Genomic DNA, 16,547 nt, shown 5'->3' with positions numbered 1-16,547 from the left:
TCTACGCTGGGTGGTGTTGTCGGGCAGCCGCGCCGCCGGAGAAGACCGGTGGCCTTACCAGCCGAGGAATCCCGTGAGTGACACCCCATTCGGTTTCGGCCTTCCGCCGGAGGAGCCGGAAGACGGCGACGAGGGCAAGAAGAAGGACCAGCAGAGCGGTGGTGGGCAGGGACCGGCCAATCCGTTCGGTTTCGGCGGTATGCCCGGGGCCGGGGGCTTTGGCGGCCCCGGCGCCGACAATCCGCTCGCTGCCATGTTCGGTTCGCTGAACCCCACCGACCTTGGTGCCGCGTTCCAGCAGCTCGGCCAGATGCTCTCCTACGAGGGCGGCCCGGTGAACTGGGACATGGCCAAGCAGATCGCCCGCCAGACGGTCGCCCAGGGCACCGCGGACGGCTCCAAGGACGCCAGCGTCGGCCCGGCCGAGCGCCGGGCCGTGGAGGAGGCCGTGCGCCTGGCCGATCTGTGGCTGGACGACGCGACGTCCCTGCCGTCGGGCTCCGCCTCGGCGGTCGCCTGGTCGCGCGCGGAGTGGGTCGAGGCGACCCTGCCCGCCTGGCAGGAACTGGTCGACCCGGTCGCCGAGCGGGTCGGCGCGGCCATGGGCGATGTGCTGCCGGAGGAGATGCAGGCCATGGCGGGCCCGCTGATCGGCATGATGCGCTCCATGGGCGGCGCCATGTTCGGCACCCAGATCGGGCAGGCCGTCGGCGTGCTCGCGGGCGAGGTCGTCGGCTCCACGGACATCGGCCTGCCGCTCGGCCCGGCCCGCAAGGCCGCGCTGCTGCCGGCCAACGTGGAGGCGTTCGGCAAGGACCTGGGCGTGCCGCTGGAGGAGGTCCGGCTCTACCTGGCCCTGCGCGAGGCCGCCCACCAGCGCCTGTTCGCGCACGTGCCGTGGCTGCGCTCGCACCTGTTCGGCGCGGTCGACGGCTATGCGCGCGGCATCAAGGTCGACACCGCCAAGCTGGAGGACGTGGTCGGCCAGTTCGACCCGCAGAATCCCGAGCAGTTGCAGGACGCGCTCCAGCAGGGCATGTTCCAGCCCGAGGACACCCCCGAGCAGAAGGCCGCCCTGGCGCGCCTGGAGACCGCTCTGGCGCTCGTGGAGGGCTGGGTGGACGCGGTGGTCCACGCGGCCGCCAAGCCCCGTCTGTCGTCCGCCGACGCCCTGCGCGAGACCCTGCGCCGGCGCCGCGCCACCGGCGGCCCGGCGGAGCAGACGTTCGCCACGCTGATCGGCCTGGAGCTGCGTCCCCGCCGGCTGCGCGACGCCTCCCGGCTGTGGGCCTCGCTCGCCGACGCGCGCGGTGTCGACGGCCGGGACGCCCTGTGGCACCACCCGGACATGCTGCCGACCGCGACCGACCTGGACGACCCGGACGGCTTCGTGCACCGCGAGCAGCTGGACTTCTCCGAGCTGGACAAGATGCTCGGCGAGGCCGCGAACGGCTCCGCCGAGGAAGACGACGACAAGGAGTGAGCCTGCACAACGACGCGGTCCGGGTGCTGGAGGGGTACGGCAGCCAGGGTGATCTGCGCCAGACCTATCTGGATCACCTGGCCGGGCATCCCGACGGTATGTGGCGGGACTGCGCCGACGGGCACATCACGGCCAGCGCTCTGGTGATCGAGCCGGAGACCGGGCGGGTGCTGCTCACGCTCCACCGGAAGCTGCGCATGTGGCTCCAGATGGGCGGCCACTGTGAGCAGGGCGACACCACGCTCGCGGGAGCGGCCCTGCGCGAGGCCACGGAGGAGTCGGGCATCACCACGCTGCGGCTGCTCGAAACCGGTCCGGTGCGCCTGGACCGCCATCACACGCCCTGTGCCTGGCATCTGGACGTGCAGTACGCCGCCGTGGCCCCGCCCGGTGCCGTCGAGGCGATCAGCGACGAGTCCCTGGAGCTGCGCTGGTTCGCCTACGACGAGGTGGCGGGCGTGGCCGACGGGTCGGTCGTACGGCTGCTGGACGCGGCCCGCGCGAGGCTGTGAGGCGGTGCGGGGCGGCCGCCATGGCCGTCGCCCCGCGCCGCTGCCGCAGACGGTCAGCTCCAGACGTTGCCCTGGTTCGCGCCGCGCGCTCCCTGCTGGCCCATGCCGAACTGAGCGGCGAGGCCCTGGCCGATCACCGCGTTCTGCGGCGGCAGCAGCTCGCTGGGCTGGACCAGCGCGAACCCGGAGCCCATGAAGCTCAGCTCCCAGCCCTCGCCGGTGTTGCCGCGCCGGCGCCACACCCCGGAGGAGTGCGTCTGGGCCTGCATCTGCACCCGCAGCCCGGTCGACCAGGCCACGATCGCGTCGGCGTCGCAGTTGACGTACCGGTCCGGGGTGACCTGCATGAGCAGCGGCGACCCGGAGGTCATCAGGGCGACCCGGCCGCGCCCGGTGATGTTCAGCTGGTACTTCCCGGAGCCGGAGATGCCGTAGAGGCTGTCGACGGCGATGACCTCGTGGTGCAGCGAGGAGTCCATGGCGAGGACGTAGGAGCTGTCGACGGTCAGCCCCTCCTGTTCCACGTCCATGATGTGCACGTGCTGGGAGAGGTTGGCGAAGTAGACCGTGCCCTGGCCGTGGCAGCGCATCAGGTCCAGGCCCTCGCCGGTGTGGGCACGCGCGCGCCGCTGGTTGCTGCCGCGGTGCTCGGCGTCGAACTCGACCAGGCCCTGGTAGGCGACCATGGTGCCCTTGCGGGCGAGGACGTCGTCGTGGCCCTCCAGGACGACGCGCAGCAGCTGCGGGTTCTGCAGGCTCCAGCGTTCCTGTGTCTGGTTGTCGTTGTACGCGAAAATCGGGCTCTGCATGGCGTGTTGACTCCCCCTCAGCCCCGGAACCGCAGGCGGTCGGTGCTGTCCTCGCTGGGCTGGACGACGACGATGCCCTGTCCGGAGAAGGCCATCTGGTAGGCCTCGCCGCTGCCCCGGCCGATCAGCGACTGCGCCTTGAAGCTGCGCTTGCCCTTGACCTTGAGGTTCGGCGACCAGGCGACGAGCGCGTCCGGGTCGACGTACGTCTCGTCCTCGCCGCCGCCGCAGTCCACGACGATCGGCGTGCCCCGGGAGGTCAGCGCGACCCAGCCCTGCCCGGAGATGCGCGTGTTCCACAGGCCCTGCCCGGCGAACTTCGCGAGCCCCTTGACCCGTTCCACGCCCCAGTTCAGGTGGGCGTCGAAGGCGAGCAGGTTGGTGGCGTTGACGGAGATGCCGTCGCCGCCGAGGTTGATCACGACGACGTTCGCGCCGTAGTCGGCGAGATAGAGCAGCCCGTCCCCGGAGCACTTCATCAGCGGGGCACCCTCGCCGGTGATCCAGTCGCGGGCGACCTGGCGGACGGCCGGCGGGTTGGGCTCGTACTGGACGAAGCCCTCGTAGGCGACCATCGAGCCCACGCGCGCGAAGAGGTCGTTGCCGGTCTGCATGGCGACCTTCAGCATGTGGTGCCCGTGGTTCTCCATGCGGGCGGTGACGGGTGCGGGAGCGAAGCCCGCGAGCGGCTGGTTCATGACGGGCTCCCTCAGACCTCGTACGGCTGGACGACGATGAAGTTGCCGGGCGCGCCCCGGAACTGGAGGTTGACGCTCTCGCCGGTGTCGCCGGGGTAGGCGTTGCGGCGCATGCGGACCTGGCTGGAGACGATCACCTGGGACGCCGCCGACCAGGCCACCACCGCGTTGCAGTCGGCGAAGGTGGTCGGGGTGACCGGCAGCACCACGGGTGTGCCGTGCGTCTTGACGACGATGGTGCCGGTGCCCTGGAACTGCATGGTGAACAGCGCGCCGCCCGGGATGCCGTGGCCCTCGATGCGGCGGACCTCGTACTGGAGGCCCTCGTCGAAGGCGAGCACGTTCTCGGCGGACACGCAGATCGCGTCGCCCTGGAGTTCGATCGGGTGCAGGTTGGTGGCGTTCTCCGCGAGGAACACCTGGCCCTGGCCGGTGCAGCGCATCAGCTGCATCTCCTGGCCGGTGGCGTTGCCGACGATGCGTCCGGCGAAACCGGCGCCCTTGTAGCCGAAATCGACCTTGCCCTGGTAGAGCACCATGCTGCCCTGTCTGGCCAGCACCGGCTGCCCGCCGACGCCGAGGTCGACCCGCATGAGCTTCTTGTTCTGCTGCGTCCAGCGCTGCCCGGTGGGCGTCTCCTTGAACCCCTGCAGCGCGGCGCCCACGCCGGCACCGCCCTGCGGGGCGCCCTGGGGCACGCCGTAGGAGGCGGTCTGCTGACCGGGGACCTGACCGTAGCCCGGGGGCAGCGGCGCGGCGGGCTGACCGCCGTACGACGGCTGCTGCGGGGGCCGGCCGTAGGGCGCGGGGGCCGGGGCGGGCGGCGGGACGGCGCCCGGCGGCCCGGCGGGCGGGGCCAGGGGCGCGATGACCGTCGGCGCGACATGCACGTTCGGCGCGACGGGGGGCGGGGTCTGGCCGGGGGGCGTGAAGCCCGGCGGGGGCGTGGCGCCCGGCGGGGTGAAGCCCTGCGGGGGCGTGGGGCCGGCCGGCGGGGCGTAGCCCTGGCCGGGGGCGGGCTGGGGGGCCGCGGGGGCGGGTGCCGGGGCCGGTGCGGGGGCCGTCGGGGCGGCGAAGGCGGGCGGGGCGGCGGCCTGGGCGGGCGGCGCGAAACCGGGGACGGCGCCGGGCTGCGGCGGTGGCTGCGGGGCGGCGGGCGCCTCCTCCTCCATCACCTCGCCGCCGAAGTTCTTCAGCAGTGCCTCCAGTCCGCCGTCGAAGCCCTGTCCGACCGCGGCGAACCGCCAGGCGTCCTTGAAGTAGATGTCGCCGAGCATGACGGCCCGCTCGGTGGAGAACTCCGCGCCGGTGAAGGAGTACCGGGCGACCTCCTCGCCGCCCGCGACGATCCGCAGGTATCCGGGGGCGACCTGCGACATCTGCCCGGCGCCGTCGATGGTCGCGGTGAAGGACAGCTTGCGGATCTGCGCCGGGATCCGGTCGAGCGTGACCCGGAACGACTCCGTGTCGCCCGCCTGGGCACCGAGCAGTTGGAGGGACTCCTCCGGCGACTTCGGCTGGTTGAAGAAGATGAAGTACCGGTCGTCCGACAGCCGTTCGTCGGCGTCCAGGCCGAAACAGCTGATGTCGAAGGTCAGTCCGGGTCCGGTGATCTGCACGCCTACGTACAGATCGGTGCCCGCCGTGAGGTCACTGATCCTGGCCTTGTGGCCGCGCTGGAATTCCCTGGTCATGCGATGCGACCGTCCCCCATCCCGAGATATGACTGCGTCGCGCCAGGCTAACGGCTGCGACCGACAACCTCTCCCGCCGGTCCTCGTCGGTACAGACCCGGTACAGAACCGATTCCGGCCACATACACGGGGCCGCGCGCGGACAACGCACGCGCGGGCAGGGGGCGCTCGCGGGGAGGGGTCACTCGCCGCGCGCGCCGGGCACGTGCGGCAGCCGTGCCGCGGCGACCACGCCCTCGAGGTAGCCGCGGGCCCGCTCGGTGCGCGGGTAGGCATCCAGCAGCCGCCAGAAGTCGGGGCCGTGACCGGGCACCAGGAGATGGGCCAGCTCGTGGCAGAGGACGTAGTCGATGACGTACTCGGGCATGCCCTGGAGCCGGTGCGAGAGGCGGATGCTGCCCTCGGCCGGGGTGCACGAGCCCCAGCGGGTGTTCTGGTTGGTGACCCAGCGCACGGAAGCCGGGCGGGCGCGGCCGTCGAAGTACAGCGCCGACAACCGCTCGGCGCGCTCGGCCAGGTCGGCGTCGCCGAGCGCCCGCCGGCTCTCCTGGGCGGCGAGTTTGTCGAGCATGACGGTCACCCAGCGTTGCTCCTCCGCCTTGGACATCCGGGCGGGGATCAGTACGACAGTGCGATCGCCCTCGCGGTACGCGGAGACCGTCCGGCGGCGACGGGCACTCCTGCGGACCTCGATCGCGCTCGTCGCGCCGCGCTCTGTCTTTCCGGCGCGGTGCTGCAGTGGGTCGGCGGACACGCCCCGACGTTACCCGCTGGGCGTGGGCAAAGTCCCGGCTCCCGGACGGTTCGGTACGGATCCCCCACCGTGCGTTTGATTTGTACGACCGCCCCGTATATCCGAAATGAACCGTTTCGCGCACCGCGGCTCCCTCATCCCGACTGTCGCACCAGCCGGTTCATATGAAGAACACCCCTCACCTGTGGATAACTTTCCGCACCTCGCGGGCCGGGCGGGCATGCTGGCAGGCGTCGGTGGAACACGACCAATTCCACTGGTGTCCCGACAGCTACGCGGATACACGGTTATGGGGGCCTGTCATGCATCCGATGGTGAAGCCCGCGCTGCGGCGCGGCTGGCGTGATCTCGGCACGGTGCAGTTCGGGATGACTCCCGCGCACGCGCTGACACTGGGTCCGCTGGACGCCGCCACGAGCGGCCTCCTGGACCTGCTCAACGGCACCAGAGGACTGCCGCTGCTGCGCGCGGAGGGCCGTCGGCTGAAGCTGCCGGACGGCCGGGTCGACGCGCTGGTGGACCGGCTGGCCCGCGCGGGCCTCGTCGACGACGCGCGCGGCGGCGGACCGGCCGCGGACGCGCTGCGCAGGAAGACGGAGGTGCTCCGGCGGCTGCGCCCCGACCTCGCCTCGCTCTCCCTGACCACGCCGGAGCCGGGCGGCGCGCTCGCCCGGCTCGCCGCCCGCCGCGCGCTGCGGGTCCGGGTGCACGGCGCGGGACGGGTGGGTGCCGTGGTGGCGGCGGTGCTGTCGGGCGCGGGCGTCGGCGAGGTGGAGGTGCGTGACGAGGGGCGGGTGCGGCCGTCGGACGTGGCGCCGGGCGGGCTGCCGGCCGAGTCGGTCGGCGAACGCCGGGAGACGGCGGCATCAGCGGCCGTCCGCCGAGCCGCCCCGGACCGCCCGCCCCGGCACGCCCACTCCCCCGGGTCCGGCGCCCGGGACCCCGGACTCTCCCTGGTGATCCTGGCGCCCCGGGACGACGTGGCCGTGCACGCCCCGGATCCGCGCGCCGCGGAGCCCCTGCTGGCCTCGGGCATCCCGCATCTGTACGCGGGTGTGGTGGAGGGCACAGGCGTCGTCGGCCCGCTGGTGCTGCCCGGCGAGACGGCGTGCGCCGGCTGTCTGCACGAGACCCGCACGGACCGGGATCCGGCCTGGCCCCGGCTGCTCGCCCAGTGGCGCTCCGGCGGGAGGTCCCGCCAGGTCGGGGCCTGTGACCTGGCCCTTTCCACGACGGTCGCCGGACTGGCCGCGGCTCACGCCCTGGCCTACCTGGACGGCGCGTCGCCCTCCGGCGCGGGAACCCGCTGGGAGGCGTCCCTGCCCGGTCTGAACTGGCATTCCCGCCCGGTCTGGCCGCATCCGGCCTGCCGCTGCGGTGCTGCCGAACGGGCGGGTGACGAAGCCGAGCGGGAACACTCCTCAACCCGCGGCCGGTCACGCGCGACAATGGCGGTGCAACGGCCGTCGACGGAGCGGGCACGCGACGCGGGCGCGGCACGGCCGACAGGGACTTGGAGGGCGCATGTCTGATCTTCCCCGGAAGGCGGTCACCCGGACCGCCAAGCTCGCCGCGCTCCCGCTCGGCTTCGCCGGCCGGGCGACCTGGGGGCTGGGCAAGCGGATCGTGGGCGAGTCCGCGGAGATCGTCGGCAGAGAGCTGCAACAGCGCACGGCGGAGCAGCTCTTCAAGGTGCTCGGCGAGCTGAAGGGCGGGGCCATGAAGTTCGGGCAGGCGCTGTCCGTCTTCGAGTCCGCGCTGCCCGAGGAGGTCGCCGGGCCCTATCGGGCAGCCCTGACCAAGCTCCAGGAGGCGGCACCGCCGATGCCGACCCGCACGGTGCACGCGGTGCTGACGGAGCGGCTCGGGCCGGACTGGCGGGAACTGTTCGAGGAGTTCGAGGACAAGCCCGCGGCCGCGGCCTCGATCGGCCAGGTGCACCGGGCGGTGTGGCACGACGGCCGCGAGGTGGCGGTCAAGGTGCAGTACCCGGGCGCGGGCGAGGCCCTGCTGTCCGACCTCATCCAACTGGGCCGGTTCGCCCGGTTGTTGGGGCCGCTCATCCCGGGCGTCGACATAAAGCCGCTGATCGCGGAGCTGCGGGACCGGGTCTCGGAGGAGCTGGACTACGGGCTGGAGGCCGCCGCCCAGACGGCGCACGCGGAGGAGTTCGCGGGCGATCCGGACGTGGTGGTCCCGGCGGTGGTGCACCAGTGCGAGCAGGTGCTGGTGACGGAGTGGATGGACGGCGTCCCGTTGTCGGAGATCATCGCCGACGGCACCCCGGAGCAGCGGAACCGGGCCGGCCAGTTGCTCGCCCGTTTCCTGTTCTCGGGCCCGGCCCGCACCGGGCTGCTGCACGCCGACCCGCACCCGGGAAACTTCCGGCTGCTGCCCGGCGGCCCGGACGGCGAGGACGACTGGCGGCTCGGGGTCCTGGACTTCGGCACCGTCGACCGGCTTCCCGGGGGGCTGCCGACGCCGATCGGGATCTCCCTGCGGATGACGCTGGACGGCGACGCGGAGACGGTCTACGAGCTGCTCTGCGAGGAGGGGTTCGTCAAGGAGTCCATAGAGCTGGATCCCGACGCGGTCCTCGACTACCTGCTGCCGATCATCGAGCCGGCCCGCGTGGACGCGTTCACCTTCACCCGCTCCTGGATGCGCAGCCAGGCCGCCCGCATCGCCGACCCCCGCTCCCCCGCCTACCAGCTGGGCAAGCAGCTCAACCTCCCCCCTGCCTACCTCCTCATCCACCGGGTCACCCTCAGCACCATCGGCGTCCTGTGCCAACTGGGCGCCACGGTCCGCCTCCGCGAAGAACTGGAGTCCTGGCTGCCGGGCTTCCTCCTCACGGAGGAACTGGCGGAGACGGAGGAGCTGGAGGAGACGGAGGCGGAAGAGGCCGGGGAGACGGAAGCACTGGAGGAGGAACTCGCCGGGGAGCCCGTGCCGGAGGGGTGACCCGGGCAGCCTGAAAAAGCCCAGGCCACGGGGCCGTGCCTCGTGCTCCAATGGGGAATGACATCGTTCTGGACCGGCAAACGGGTACGGCTGCGCGGCATCGAGCCCGACGACTGGATGGCGTTCATGCGCCTCGCCACGGACGAGGAGGGTCTGGGCGACCTGCTGCGGCCACCCCGTTCGGCCGAGGGGTACCGGGTCTGGGCGAAGGAGCAGGCCGTCGTCCAGGCCGAGGGTGACTGCTTCCAGCTGGTGGTGGAGGCGGCCGACACGGGGCAGGTCGTCGGTGCCGTCGGTGCGTACCAGGCCGATCCGCGCGCGGGGTGGTTCGAGTACGGCGTCACGATCGGCGCCGGCCAACGGCGCAGGGGTTACGCGGCCGAGGCGACGACGCTGTTGCTGGGCTACATGTTCGACGAGCGGCGCTACCACAAGTGCCAGGCGCGCGTCTTCGCCCACAACCTGCCGTCGCTGGCGCTACAGCGCCGGCTCGGCTTCGTAGAGGAGGGACGCCTTCGCGATCACGTGTTCCATGGCGGCCGACACCACGATCTCCTGCTGATGGGGATGCTCGCCGAGGAGTTCGCCCAGTCGCGGGAGCAGGGCGGGGGGTGAGGGCCCGGCAGGTGGAGGTGGGTCACCACCAGGGCGAGTCCAGGCGGCCCTCGATGGCGCGGAGGTTGTCGCGGGAGCAGGCGGCACAGAAGTAGCGCGGAGTGCCGTCCTCCACGGAGCAGGTCCAGGTGGCGGGGTGGGGGGCGGGGGCGGGGACACCGCAGCGGGCGCACACGAGGGGGAGCCGGCGCTCCGTGGAGCCGGAGCCGTCCTGATCGCTTCCTGGGGGAAGACTCGTCACCCGGTGACGATAACTCCGGGACCCGTGGGCGGCACGCGGAACGCACCGCGGGGGCCGGTCCGTTCGGCCGGACCGGCCCCCGCGGGGTGTCACCACACCTCTCGGATGCCCCCTGTCGGGGAGGCACCCTTCTTCTCAGGTGTGGTCTTACTGCATGACCGCCATGGCGAGCGCGCGACGGGCGCGCCGTGAGGCGCGTTCGGCGCGGCGCTGCATCCGCTGGGCGACGGCCAGGCGGGTGGCCTGGCGTTCCCGGTGGGCGTCGTGCAGGCGGTCGTGCATATGCGCACGGGCCAGGGCTTCTTGCATGAGTTGCATCTCACGGGTCCTGTTCTGGCGGGCTTCGGTGGCGCCGGAGGTGGTGGAGTCTGGAGTCGCGGAGCCTGCGGGCTCGCTGGTGGACGGCTTCATCGGGGCCTGCTTCTTGGGGTCGTGCGTGAGGGGACGGTCGATTGTTCCTGGGGTGTTCATGCCGTGACCGGGTTCTTCCGCGGGCGGCCACGCGGCCGCTTCCGGGCGACGACGACCCCCTGGACGAACAGCTCGCCACCCCAGACGCCCCAGGGCTCGCGCCGCTCCTTCGCCCCGGCGAGGCAGGCCTCCATCAGGGGGCAGGTGCGGCAGAGGGACTTGGCGTACTCCACGTCCGTGGGCGACTCGGCGAAGAAGACCTCCGGGTCGTAGGAGCGGCACGGGACGGGCACGCCGAGGTTCTCGATGGCGTCGTCGAGCGCGGTGAGCGGGATCAAGGTGGAGTCCTCCGAGAGGCCGGGCGGGGGGATCGTTTGCGAAGGCGGTACGGACGGGGCGTGCGCTTCGAGTTGCACGGGTGGTCTTCCTCGTCTGGTCGTCCGGCCGGTTGACCGGGTGTCGGCTGGTACCGGGTTCTTTTCTTGTCCCGAGGCCCCTTCGCGTCGTCCTTCCCGTTCGGGAAAAACCGAAGGGCCGCGGATCCCGGATGGGGTTCCGCGGCCCTGAAGGCGCCGGCCTGATCGGATCAGGCTGGATAACTCCAGGGTTTTGGCCCGCGGAAGGCCCACATCTGGTGGTGCTGCGTCGTCTGCTTCCGGAATCCGGCACCAGTCGCCGTAAAGGCATAGGCCTGTGCCTGTGCCTCTACCGCTTCCAGTGCCTTGGTCGGTCGCTCATTGCGCTCATCACGGACGGGAAGGCCCGCGAGAGACAGGGAGGACGCCGGGCGCGCGGCACGAATGCCGGACAGACCGGTGCCCCGGTCGGAGGCGCCGAGCAGGCACAGGGAGACGGTCGAGCGATCGGTCAGTTTGGCCGTGCCGATGTTGCTGATGTTGATGCTGATCACTGGACTCGCCTCCTCTCGGCGTCTCGGGGACCGGTGAACCGATCCGTTTCGTATGTGCAAGTACATCACGGAGGGCGGGCCTTGGAGAAGGCCGCGGCTTCCGTGCCTAGAACCTATGGGGATTCCCGGCGCGTGCGCAAACTATTTTTCCGACGAGTTCGCATCAATCCGCCGGGATCCCGCCATCAATCTCCTGACCTGCGCAGATGGCCAGCACATCGGCCCCGTAGCTGCGCAGCTTGCGGCTGAGGACGCCGGGGATGCGGGAGAGTTCGGCGGGGCTGTCCGGACGGGCCTCGGCGATGGCCATCAGGGTGCGGTCGGTGAAGACGCAGAAGTCCGGCTGCCCGCTGTCGGCGGCCTGGACGGCGCGCCACTCGCGCAGCCGCTCGTAGAGCCCCTCGTCCATGTCGGAGGGGCAGTCCTCGCAGCGCATCAGCTTCATCTCGCCGGCGTCGGTGAGGGTGCGGCCGCAGACCCGGCAGCGGGCCGGGCTGCGCTGGGTGCGCCGGGGCACGGCGGCGGTGTCCCCGCCGCGGATGCCGCGCTCGACGCCGCCGACGGCCCCGGCGCTTCGGCCGGCCGTGGGGGTGGTGCCGGGGCGCAGTCCGTCGAGGAAGCGGCTCGGCCTGCGGTTGTGGCGGCCGCCGGGCGAGCGGGAGAGGGACCAGGAGACATGGAGGCGTTCGCGCGCGCGGGTGACGCCTACGTAGAGGAGGCGGCGTTCCTCCTCTATCTGCGCGTCGGTCCTGGCGTAGGTGATGGGCAGCATGCCCTCGGCGATGCCCACCAGGAAGACGGTGTCCCATTCCAGGCCCTTGGCCGCGTGCAGGGAGGCGAGGGTGACGCCCTGGACGGTGGGGGCGTGCTGGGCGCCCGCCCGCTCGTCCAGCTCCGCGACGAAGTCGGCGAGGGTGGCGCCGGGGCGGGCGGCGGCGAGGTCCTGGGCGAGGTTGGCCAGCGCGGCGAGGGACTCCCAGCGCTCTCTGACGGCGCCGGAACCGGCCGGGGGCCGGGTGGTCCAGCCCTCGCCGGACAGCACGGCACGCACCTGGGAGGGCAGGTCCACGACGTCGTCCAGCAGGGAGTCGTTGCCCCCGAAGCGGGCGGCGCCGCGCAGGGCGAGGCCGGCCTTGCGCACCTCGGGCCGGTCGAAGAAGCGCTCGGCGCCGCGCAACTGGTAGGGGACGCCGGCGTCGGCGAGTGCCTGCTCGTAGGTCTCGGACTGGGAGTTGGTGCGGAACAGGACGGCGATCTCGGCGGGCGGCACGCCGGCGTCGATCAGCTCGCGGATGCGGCGGGCGGCGCCCTCGGCCTCGGCGGGCTCGTCGGTGTACTCGGTGTAGCCGGGTTCGGGGCCGGAGGGGCGCTGGGAGACGAGTTCCAGCCGGTGGTCCGCGGCGCGGCCGCGGGCCTGGGCGAGCAGGCCATTGGCGAGGCGGACGACCTGGGGGGTGGAGCGGTAGTCGCGGACGAGCTTGACGACGGTGGCGCCCGGGTACCGGGTGCGGAAGTCGAGCAGGTGGTCGGGCGTTGCTCCGGTGAACGAGTAGATGGTCTGGCTGGCGTCGCCGACGACGCACAGGTCGTCGCGGTCGCCGAGCCACAGCTCCAGCAGCCGCTGCTGGAGGGGGCTGACGTCCTGGTACTCGTCCACCACGAAGTGCTGGTACTGGGCGCGGACCTGTTCGGCGATGTCCTGGCGGTCCTGGAGGACGGCGACGGTGAGCAGCAGGACATCCTCGAAGTCGATCACCCCGCGGTCGCGTTTGAGGTCCTCGTAGGCCGCGTACAGATGGGCGATCTCGGTGGGATCGCGAGGGGCCTCGCGGCCGGCCTTCGCGGCCGCGTACGGATAGTCGGCGGGAATGGTCTGGGTGACCTTGCACCATTCGATCTCGCCGGTGACGTCGCGCAGCTCGCCGCGGTCGAGCCGGGTGCCGAGGGCGGCGGCCGCGTCGGCGACGAGCTGGACCTTGCGGTCGACCAGCCGGGGCAGGCTGCCGCCGACGGCTTTCGGCCAGAAGTACTGGAGCTGGCGCAGGGCGGCGGAGTGGAAGGTGCGGGCCTGGACGCCCTGGGCGCCGAGCTGGCGGAGCCGGCCGCGCATCTCGCCCGCGGCGCGGTTGGTGAAGGTGACGGCGAGCACGCTGGCGGGCTGGAGGATGCCGGCCCGCACCCCGTAGGCGATGCGGTGGGTGATCGCCCGGGTCTTGCCGGTGCCCGCGCCGGCCAGCACGCACACCGGGCCGCGCAGGGCGGTGGCCACCTCGCGCTGCTCGGGGTCGAGCCCTTCGAGCACCGCGTCGGCCGAGTCCGGGACGTCCGGTACCTGCGGGAAGAGGGTGGAGTGCGTTGCTGCTGTCACACAGCCATGCTGCCAGGTCGCCCGGGACGGCCGCGGCGGTTGTCCACAGGCGGGACCTCATAGTCGTACTAATGCGGCAGGCGTCACAGCGCGAGGTGCGGCAGGCGTCACGGCGCAAGGGGCGAACCGGGCGCATACCCCCGGTGGGAATGGCGGGGCGCTCGTGCGCGTTCCCCTCTCACAGGATCTTTCCGAGTTGCCTGAGGAGCGCGAGAGACATGCAGGGCACTGTGACGATGTACAGCACGACTTGGTGCGGCTACTGCCGTCGGCTGAAGAGCCAGATGGAGCGGGAGGGCATCGGCTACACCGAGATCAACATCGAGCAGGACCCCGAGTCCGCGGCCTTCGTGGAGAAGGCGAACGGCGGAAACCAGACGGTCCCGACCGTGCTCTTCGCGGACGGCACCACGATGACGAACCCGTCGCTGGCGCAGGTCAAGCAGAAGCTCGCGGCGTGACGCTCCGCGGTCTTCCGCGGTGACACGACAGGGCGGCCCCCGCAGTTCGGGGGCCGCCCTGCCGCGTCATGGCGCGGCGTGACGGGAGTCTCAGACGAAGCTCCGGGTCGGCAGCGGCTTGCCGTACCACATCTCGATCAGGCGGGCGGCGATGGAGATCCCGTAGGGCGGCAGCACCGTGCCGGACTCGAAGGCGTCGTGCAGTTCCTGGCGGGAGAACCAGCGGGCCTCGGAGATCTCGTCGCCGTCGACCTGGATCTCGGTGGAGGTGGCGCGGGCCATGAAGCCGAGCATCAGGCTGGACGGGAAGGGCCAGGGCTGGCTCGCCACGTACTCCACGCCGCCGATGGTGACGCCGACCTCCTCGGCGACCTCGCGGCGCACCGCGTGCTCGATGGACTCGCCGGGCTCCACGAAACCGGCGAGCGTGGAGAAGCGGCCCTCGGGCCAGTGGACCTGGCGGCCGAGCAGGATCCGGTCGTCCGCGTCGGTCACGGCCATGATCACGGCGGGGTCGGTGCGCGGGTAGTGCTCGGCGCCGCAGGCCTGGCAGCGGCGGATGTGGCCGGCCGCGGCGATCACGGTCCGCTCGCCGCAGCGGGAGCAGAAGCGGTGGGTGCGCTGCCAGTTCTCCAGGCCGACCGCGTGCACCATGAGCGCGGTGTCGCGCGGGGACAGCAGCAGGCCCGCCTCGCGCAGGCCCGCCGGGCGCGCGGACTGGTCCATGCGGCCGGGCAGCGCGTCCTTCTGGAGCGCGAAGTAGGCCACGCCGTCCTCGTCGATGCCGAGGAAGTAGCGGTGTGCCTCGGTGAGCGGGGCCTCGAAGGAGGGGCTCATGACGATTTCGGTGCGGCCGTCGGCCGTCTCGTCGATGAGTACCTGGCCGCCGGAGACCACGAAGGAGCGGGTCGAGGGGTGGCTCCACGCCGCCGCGAGCCAGGCCTCGTCCAGCCGGTGGTGGGCGGCGCGGTCGATGCCGCAGGGGGCGGTCAGCGAGATGGGTCGGTCGGCGGTGTCGTCGGTCCAGGTGGTCACGGGTGCTTCCAACTCCCCCAGTACGGCGGTTCGGTTCGGCAGGCGGTTCGGGCGGCGTACGACACGGCGTACGCCGGGGCGCACCAGGTCGGGCGCGGGCGGGCGGTGTCTCCAGTGTGCCTCGCGCCCGGGGCGCCCTTCCGCACGGTGCGGCTGGTCAGGGCATGGGCCGCCAGTTCGCGGCCAGGTCGGCCCACAGGTAGGCGCTGGTCTCCACGCCCTTGAGGAGGAGGTCCAGCTCGACCTTCTCGTCGGGCGCGTGCCAGCCGTCGGAGGGGACGGAGATGCCCAGGAAGAGCACGGGGGCGCCGAGGACCTCCTGGAGGTCGGCGGCGGGCCCGGAGCCGCCCTCACGGGTGAAGCGGACCGGGCCCTCGAAGGCGCGGCCCATGGCCCGGGCCACGGACTGGAGGGCCGGGTGGTCGAGCGGGGTCAGGCAGGGGCGGGTGGCCGAGCCGAAGTCGATCTCGCAGCGGATCCCGGCGGGCACCTGCTCGGCGGCCCAGGCGCGGACGGCCTTCTCGACGTGGTCGGGGTCCTGGCCCGCGACCAGCCGGAAGGACAGCTTCACCACGGCGGAGGACGGGATGATCGTCTTGCTGCCGGGGCCCTGGTAGCCGCCGCCGATGCCGTTGACCTCGGCGGTCGGGCGGGCCCAGATGCGCTCCAGGGTGGTGTGCCCGGCCTCGCCGTGGGTCGCGCGGGACTTGGCGGTGCGCAGCCAGCGCTCCTCGTCGAAGGGCAGCTCGGCGAACAGCTCGCGCTCGCGGTCGGTCAGCTCCACGACGCCGTCGTAGAAGCCGGGGACGGCCACGTGCCCCCGCTCGTCGTGCAGGGCGGCGACCAGGCGGGCGACGGCGGTGGCCGGGTTGGGCACGGCGCCGCCGAAGGACCCGGAGTGGATGTCCTGGTCGGGGCCGTGCAGCCGGATCTCGCACTCGGCCAGGCCGCGCATGCCGGTGCACACGGTCGGGGTGTCCTCGGCCCACATGCCGGTGTCGGAGACGATCACGGCATCGGCGGCGAGGTGCTCGGTGCGCTCCTGGACCAAGGCCCGGAAGTGCGGGGAGCCGGACTCCTCCTCGCCCTCGATCAGCAGCTTCAGGTTGACGGCGGGGGCGGTGCGGCCGGTGGCGGCGAGGTGGGCGCGGACGCCGAGGGTGTGGAAGAAGACCTGGCCCTTGTCGTCGGCGGCGCCGCGCGCGTACAGGCGGTTGCCGCGGACGACGGGCTCGAAGGGCTCGCTGTTCCAGCCGTCCTCGCGGGCGGCGGGCTGCACGTCGTGGTGGCCGTAGACCAGCACGGTCGGCGCCTCGGGGTCGCCGGAGGGCCACTCGGCGAAGACGGCGGGGGCGCCCTCGGTGGGCCAGACCTCGACGGTGGTGAAACCGGTCTCCGTCAGCTTGGCGGCGAGCCAGTCGGCGCTGCGCCGCACGTCGGGCGCGTGGTCGGGCTGGGCCGACACGGAGGGGATGCGCAGCCACGCGGTGAGGTCGTCGAGGAAGGCGGCGCGGTGCTGCTGGATGTACGTGCGGACGGCGCTGTCCGGGGTCTGGCTCATGCTTACGAGCCTATCGGCCCCCGACCCCGTC

General features: G+C 72.5%; 17 protein-coding genes. 6 read left to right on the top strand and 11 right to left on the bottom strand.

Annotated features, from left to right (window positions below; genetic code table 11):
- Positions 1–73: 73 nt before the first annotated feature.
- Positions 74–1,483: a zinc-dependent metalloprotease gene (locus AB0927_RS20360; RefSeq protein WP_366669044.1), complete on the top strand. Its 1,410-nt coding sequence runs from the start codon at positions 74–76 to the stop codon at positions 1,481–1,483.
- Complete coding sequence (locus AB0927_RS20355) at positions 1,480–1,995, top strand: NUDIX hydrolase (RefSeq protein ID WP_366669043.1); 516 nt, start codon at positions 1,480–1,482, stop codon at positions 1,993–1,995. Before AB0927_RS20360 ends, AB0927_RS20355 begins: the two co-directional genes overlap by 4 nt.
- 53 nt (positions 1,996–2,048) lie before the next feature.
- Here AB0927_RS20355 and AB0927_RS20350 read toward each other — a convergent pair whose 3' ends face one another.
- The 4 genes from AB0927_RS20350 to AB0927_RS20335 form a co-directional block, all read right to left on the bottom strand.
- Complete coding sequence (locus tag AB0927_RS20350; RefSeq protein ID WP_366669042.1) at positions 2,049–2,804, bottom strand: AIM24 family protein; 756 nt, start codon at positions 2,802–2,804, stop codon at positions 2,049–2,051.
- A 17-nt stretch (positions 2,805–2,821) separates the two neighbouring features.
- A complete protein-coding gene (locus tag AB0927_RS20345; RefSeq protein WP_366669041.1) occupies positions 2,822–3,502 on the bottom strand; it encodes an AIM24 family protein in 681 nt (226 codons plus the stop codon).
- A gap of 11 nt (positions 3,503–3,513) precedes the next feature.
- A complete protein-coding gene (locus AB0927_RS20340; protein WP_366669040.1) occupies positions 3,514–5,196 on the bottom strand; it encodes a TerD family protein in 1,683 nt (560 codons plus the stop codon).
- A gap of 181 nt (positions 5,197–5,377) precedes the next feature.
- The gene (locus AB0927_RS20335; RefSeq protein WP_366669039.1) at positions 5,378–5,950 is read right to left on the bottom strand and encodes a M48 family metallopeptidase; all 573 of its coding nucleotides are present in this window, start codon (positions 5,948–5,950) and stop codon (positions 5,378–5,380) included.
- A gap of 302 nt (positions 5,951–6,252) precedes the next feature.
- On the opposite strand from AB0927_RS20335, the gene AB0927_RS20330 reads away from it, so the two are divergent.
- Genes AB0927_RS20330 through AB0927_RS20320 form a run of 3 tightly spaced genes read left to right on the top strand, consistent with a single transcriptional unit; the run spans position 6,253 to position 9,529 of the window.
- Entirely contained in the window at positions 6,253–7,482 is a 1,230-nt protein-coding gene (locus AB0927_RS20330) for a TOMM precursor leader peptide-binding protein (RefSeq protein ID WP_366669038.1), read from the top strand.
- Positions 7,475–8,914 (top strand): AarF/ABC1/UbiB kinase family protein, encoded by a 1,440-nt coding sequence (locus AB0927_RS20325; protein WP_366669037.1) that lies wholly within the window; start codon positions 7,475–7,477, stop codon positions 8,912–8,914. The genes AB0927_RS20330 and AB0927_RS20325 overlap by 8 nt, the downstream gene beginning before the upstream one ends.
- 57 nt (positions 8,915–8,971) lie before the next feature.
- Positions 8,972–9,529, top strand: a complete 558-nt coding sequence (locus tag AB0927_RS20320; protein WP_366669036.1) for a GNAT family protein — start codon at positions 8,972–8,974, stop codon at positions 9,527–9,529.
- A gap of 22 nt (positions 9,530–9,551) precedes the next feature.
- On the opposite strand, the gene AB0927_RS20315 is transcribed toward AB0927_RS20320, so the two are convergent.
- From AB0927_RS20315 to AB0927_RS20295, 5 genes are all read right to left on the bottom strand, one after another.
- A complete protein-coding gene (locus AB0927_RS20315; RefSeq protein WP_366669035.1) occupies positions 9,552–9,770 on the bottom strand; it encodes a hypothetical protein in 219 nt (72 codons plus the stop codon).
- A gap of 147 nt (positions 9,771–9,917) precedes the next feature.
- Complete coding sequence (locus AB0927_RS20310; protein ID WP_366669034.1) at positions 9,918–10,241, bottom strand: hypothetical protein; 324 nt, start codon at positions 10,239–10,241, stop codon at positions 9,918–9,920.
- Positions 10,238–10,597 (bottom strand): WhiB family transcriptional regulator, encoded by a 360-nt coding sequence (locus AB0927_RS20305; protein ID WP_366669033.1) that lies wholly within the window; start codon positions 10,595–10,597, stop codon positions 10,238–10,240. The genes AB0927_RS20310 and AB0927_RS20305 overlap by 4 nt, the downstream gene beginning before the upstream one ends.
- A 170-nt stretch (positions 10,598–10,767) precedes the next feature.
- Positions 10,768–11,091 (bottom strand): hypothetical protein, encoded by a 324-nt coding sequence (locus AB0927_RS20300; protein WP_366669032.1) that lies wholly within the window; start codon positions 11,089–11,091, stop codon positions 10,768–10,770.
- A gap of 163 nt (positions 11,092–11,254) precedes the next feature.
- Positions 11,255–13,459 (bottom strand): ATP-dependent DNA helicase UvrD2, encoded by a 2,205-nt coding sequence (locus AB0927_RS20295; protein WP_366669031.1) that lies wholly within the window; start codon positions 13,457–13,459, stop codon positions 11,255–11,257.
- 218 nt (positions 13,460–13,677) lie between these two features.
- Between AB0927_RS20295 and AB0927_RS20290 the strand changes: the two genes are divergently transcribed.
- On the top strand, positions 13,678–13,920 hold the full coding sequence (locus AB0927_RS20290; RefSeq protein ID WP_366669030.1) for a mycoredoxin: 243 nt from the start codon (positions 13,678–13,680) through the stop codon (positions 13,918–13,920).
- Between the two features lie 90 nt (positions 13,921–14,010).
- On the opposite strand, the gene nudC is transcribed toward AB0927_RS20290, so the two are convergent.
- Positions 14,011–14,955, bottom strand: coding sequence for an NAD(+) diphosphatase (gene nudC, locus AB0927_RS20285; protein WP_366669029.1), 945 nt, complete (start codon positions 14,953–14,955; stop codon positions 14,011–14,013).
- A 157-nt stretch (positions 14,956–15,112) separates the two neighbouring features.
- Positions 15,113–16,516 (bottom strand): dipeptidase, encoded by a 1,404-nt coding sequence (locus AB0927_RS20280; RefSeq protein WP_366669028.1) that lies wholly within the window; start codon positions 16,514–16,516, stop codon positions 15,113–15,115.
- Positions 16,517–16,547: the final 31 nt, after the last annotated feature.

Source organism: Streptomyces sp. NPDC048106, assembly GCF_040706415.1.
In the GTDB taxonomy this organism is placed as follows: Bacteria; Actinomycetota; Actinomycetes; order Streptomycetales; family Streptomycetaceae; genus Streptomyces.
The sequence above is the reverse complement of the archived record's forward strand: the minus strand, read 5'-3'. Positions and strand labels throughout refer to the sequence as shown.

Coding starts and splice junctions, on each gene's coding strand:
- AB0927_RS20350 (WP_366669042.1), bottom strand. CDS start 2,804: ATGCAGAGCCCGATTTTCGCGTACAACGACAACCAGACACAGGAACGC.
- AB0927_RS20345 (WP_366669041.1), bottom strand. CDS start 3,502: ATGAACCAGCCGCTCGCGGGCTTCGCTCCCGCACCCGTCACCGCCCGC.
- AB0927_RS20340 (WP_366669040.1), bottom strand. CDS start 5,196: ATGACCAGGGAATTCCAGCGCGGCCACAAGGCCAGGATCAGTGACCTC.
- AB0927_RS20330 (WP_366669038.1), top strand. CDS start 6,253: ATGCATCCGATGGTGAAGCCCGCGCTGCGGCGCGGCTGGCGTGATCTC.
- AB0927_RS20325 (WP_366669037.1), top strand. CDS start 7,475: ATGTCTGATCTTCCCCGGAAGGCGGTCACCCGGACCGCCAAGCTCGCC.
- AB0927_RS20320 (WP_366669036.1), top strand. CDS start 8,972: ATGACATCGTTCTGGACCGGCAAACGGGTACGGCTGCGCGGCATCGAG.
- AB0927_RS20310 (WP_366669034.1), bottom strand. CDS start 10,241: ATGAACACCCCAGGAACAATCGACCGTCCCCTCACGCACGACCCCAAG.
- AB0927_RS20290 (WP_366669030.1), top strand. CDS start 13,678: ATGCAGGGCACTGTGACGATGTACAGCACGACTTGGTGCGGCTACTGC.
- AB0927_RS20280 (WP_366669028.1), bottom strand. CDS start 16,516: ATGAGCCAGACCCCGGACAGCGCCGTCCGCACGTACATCCAGCAGCAC.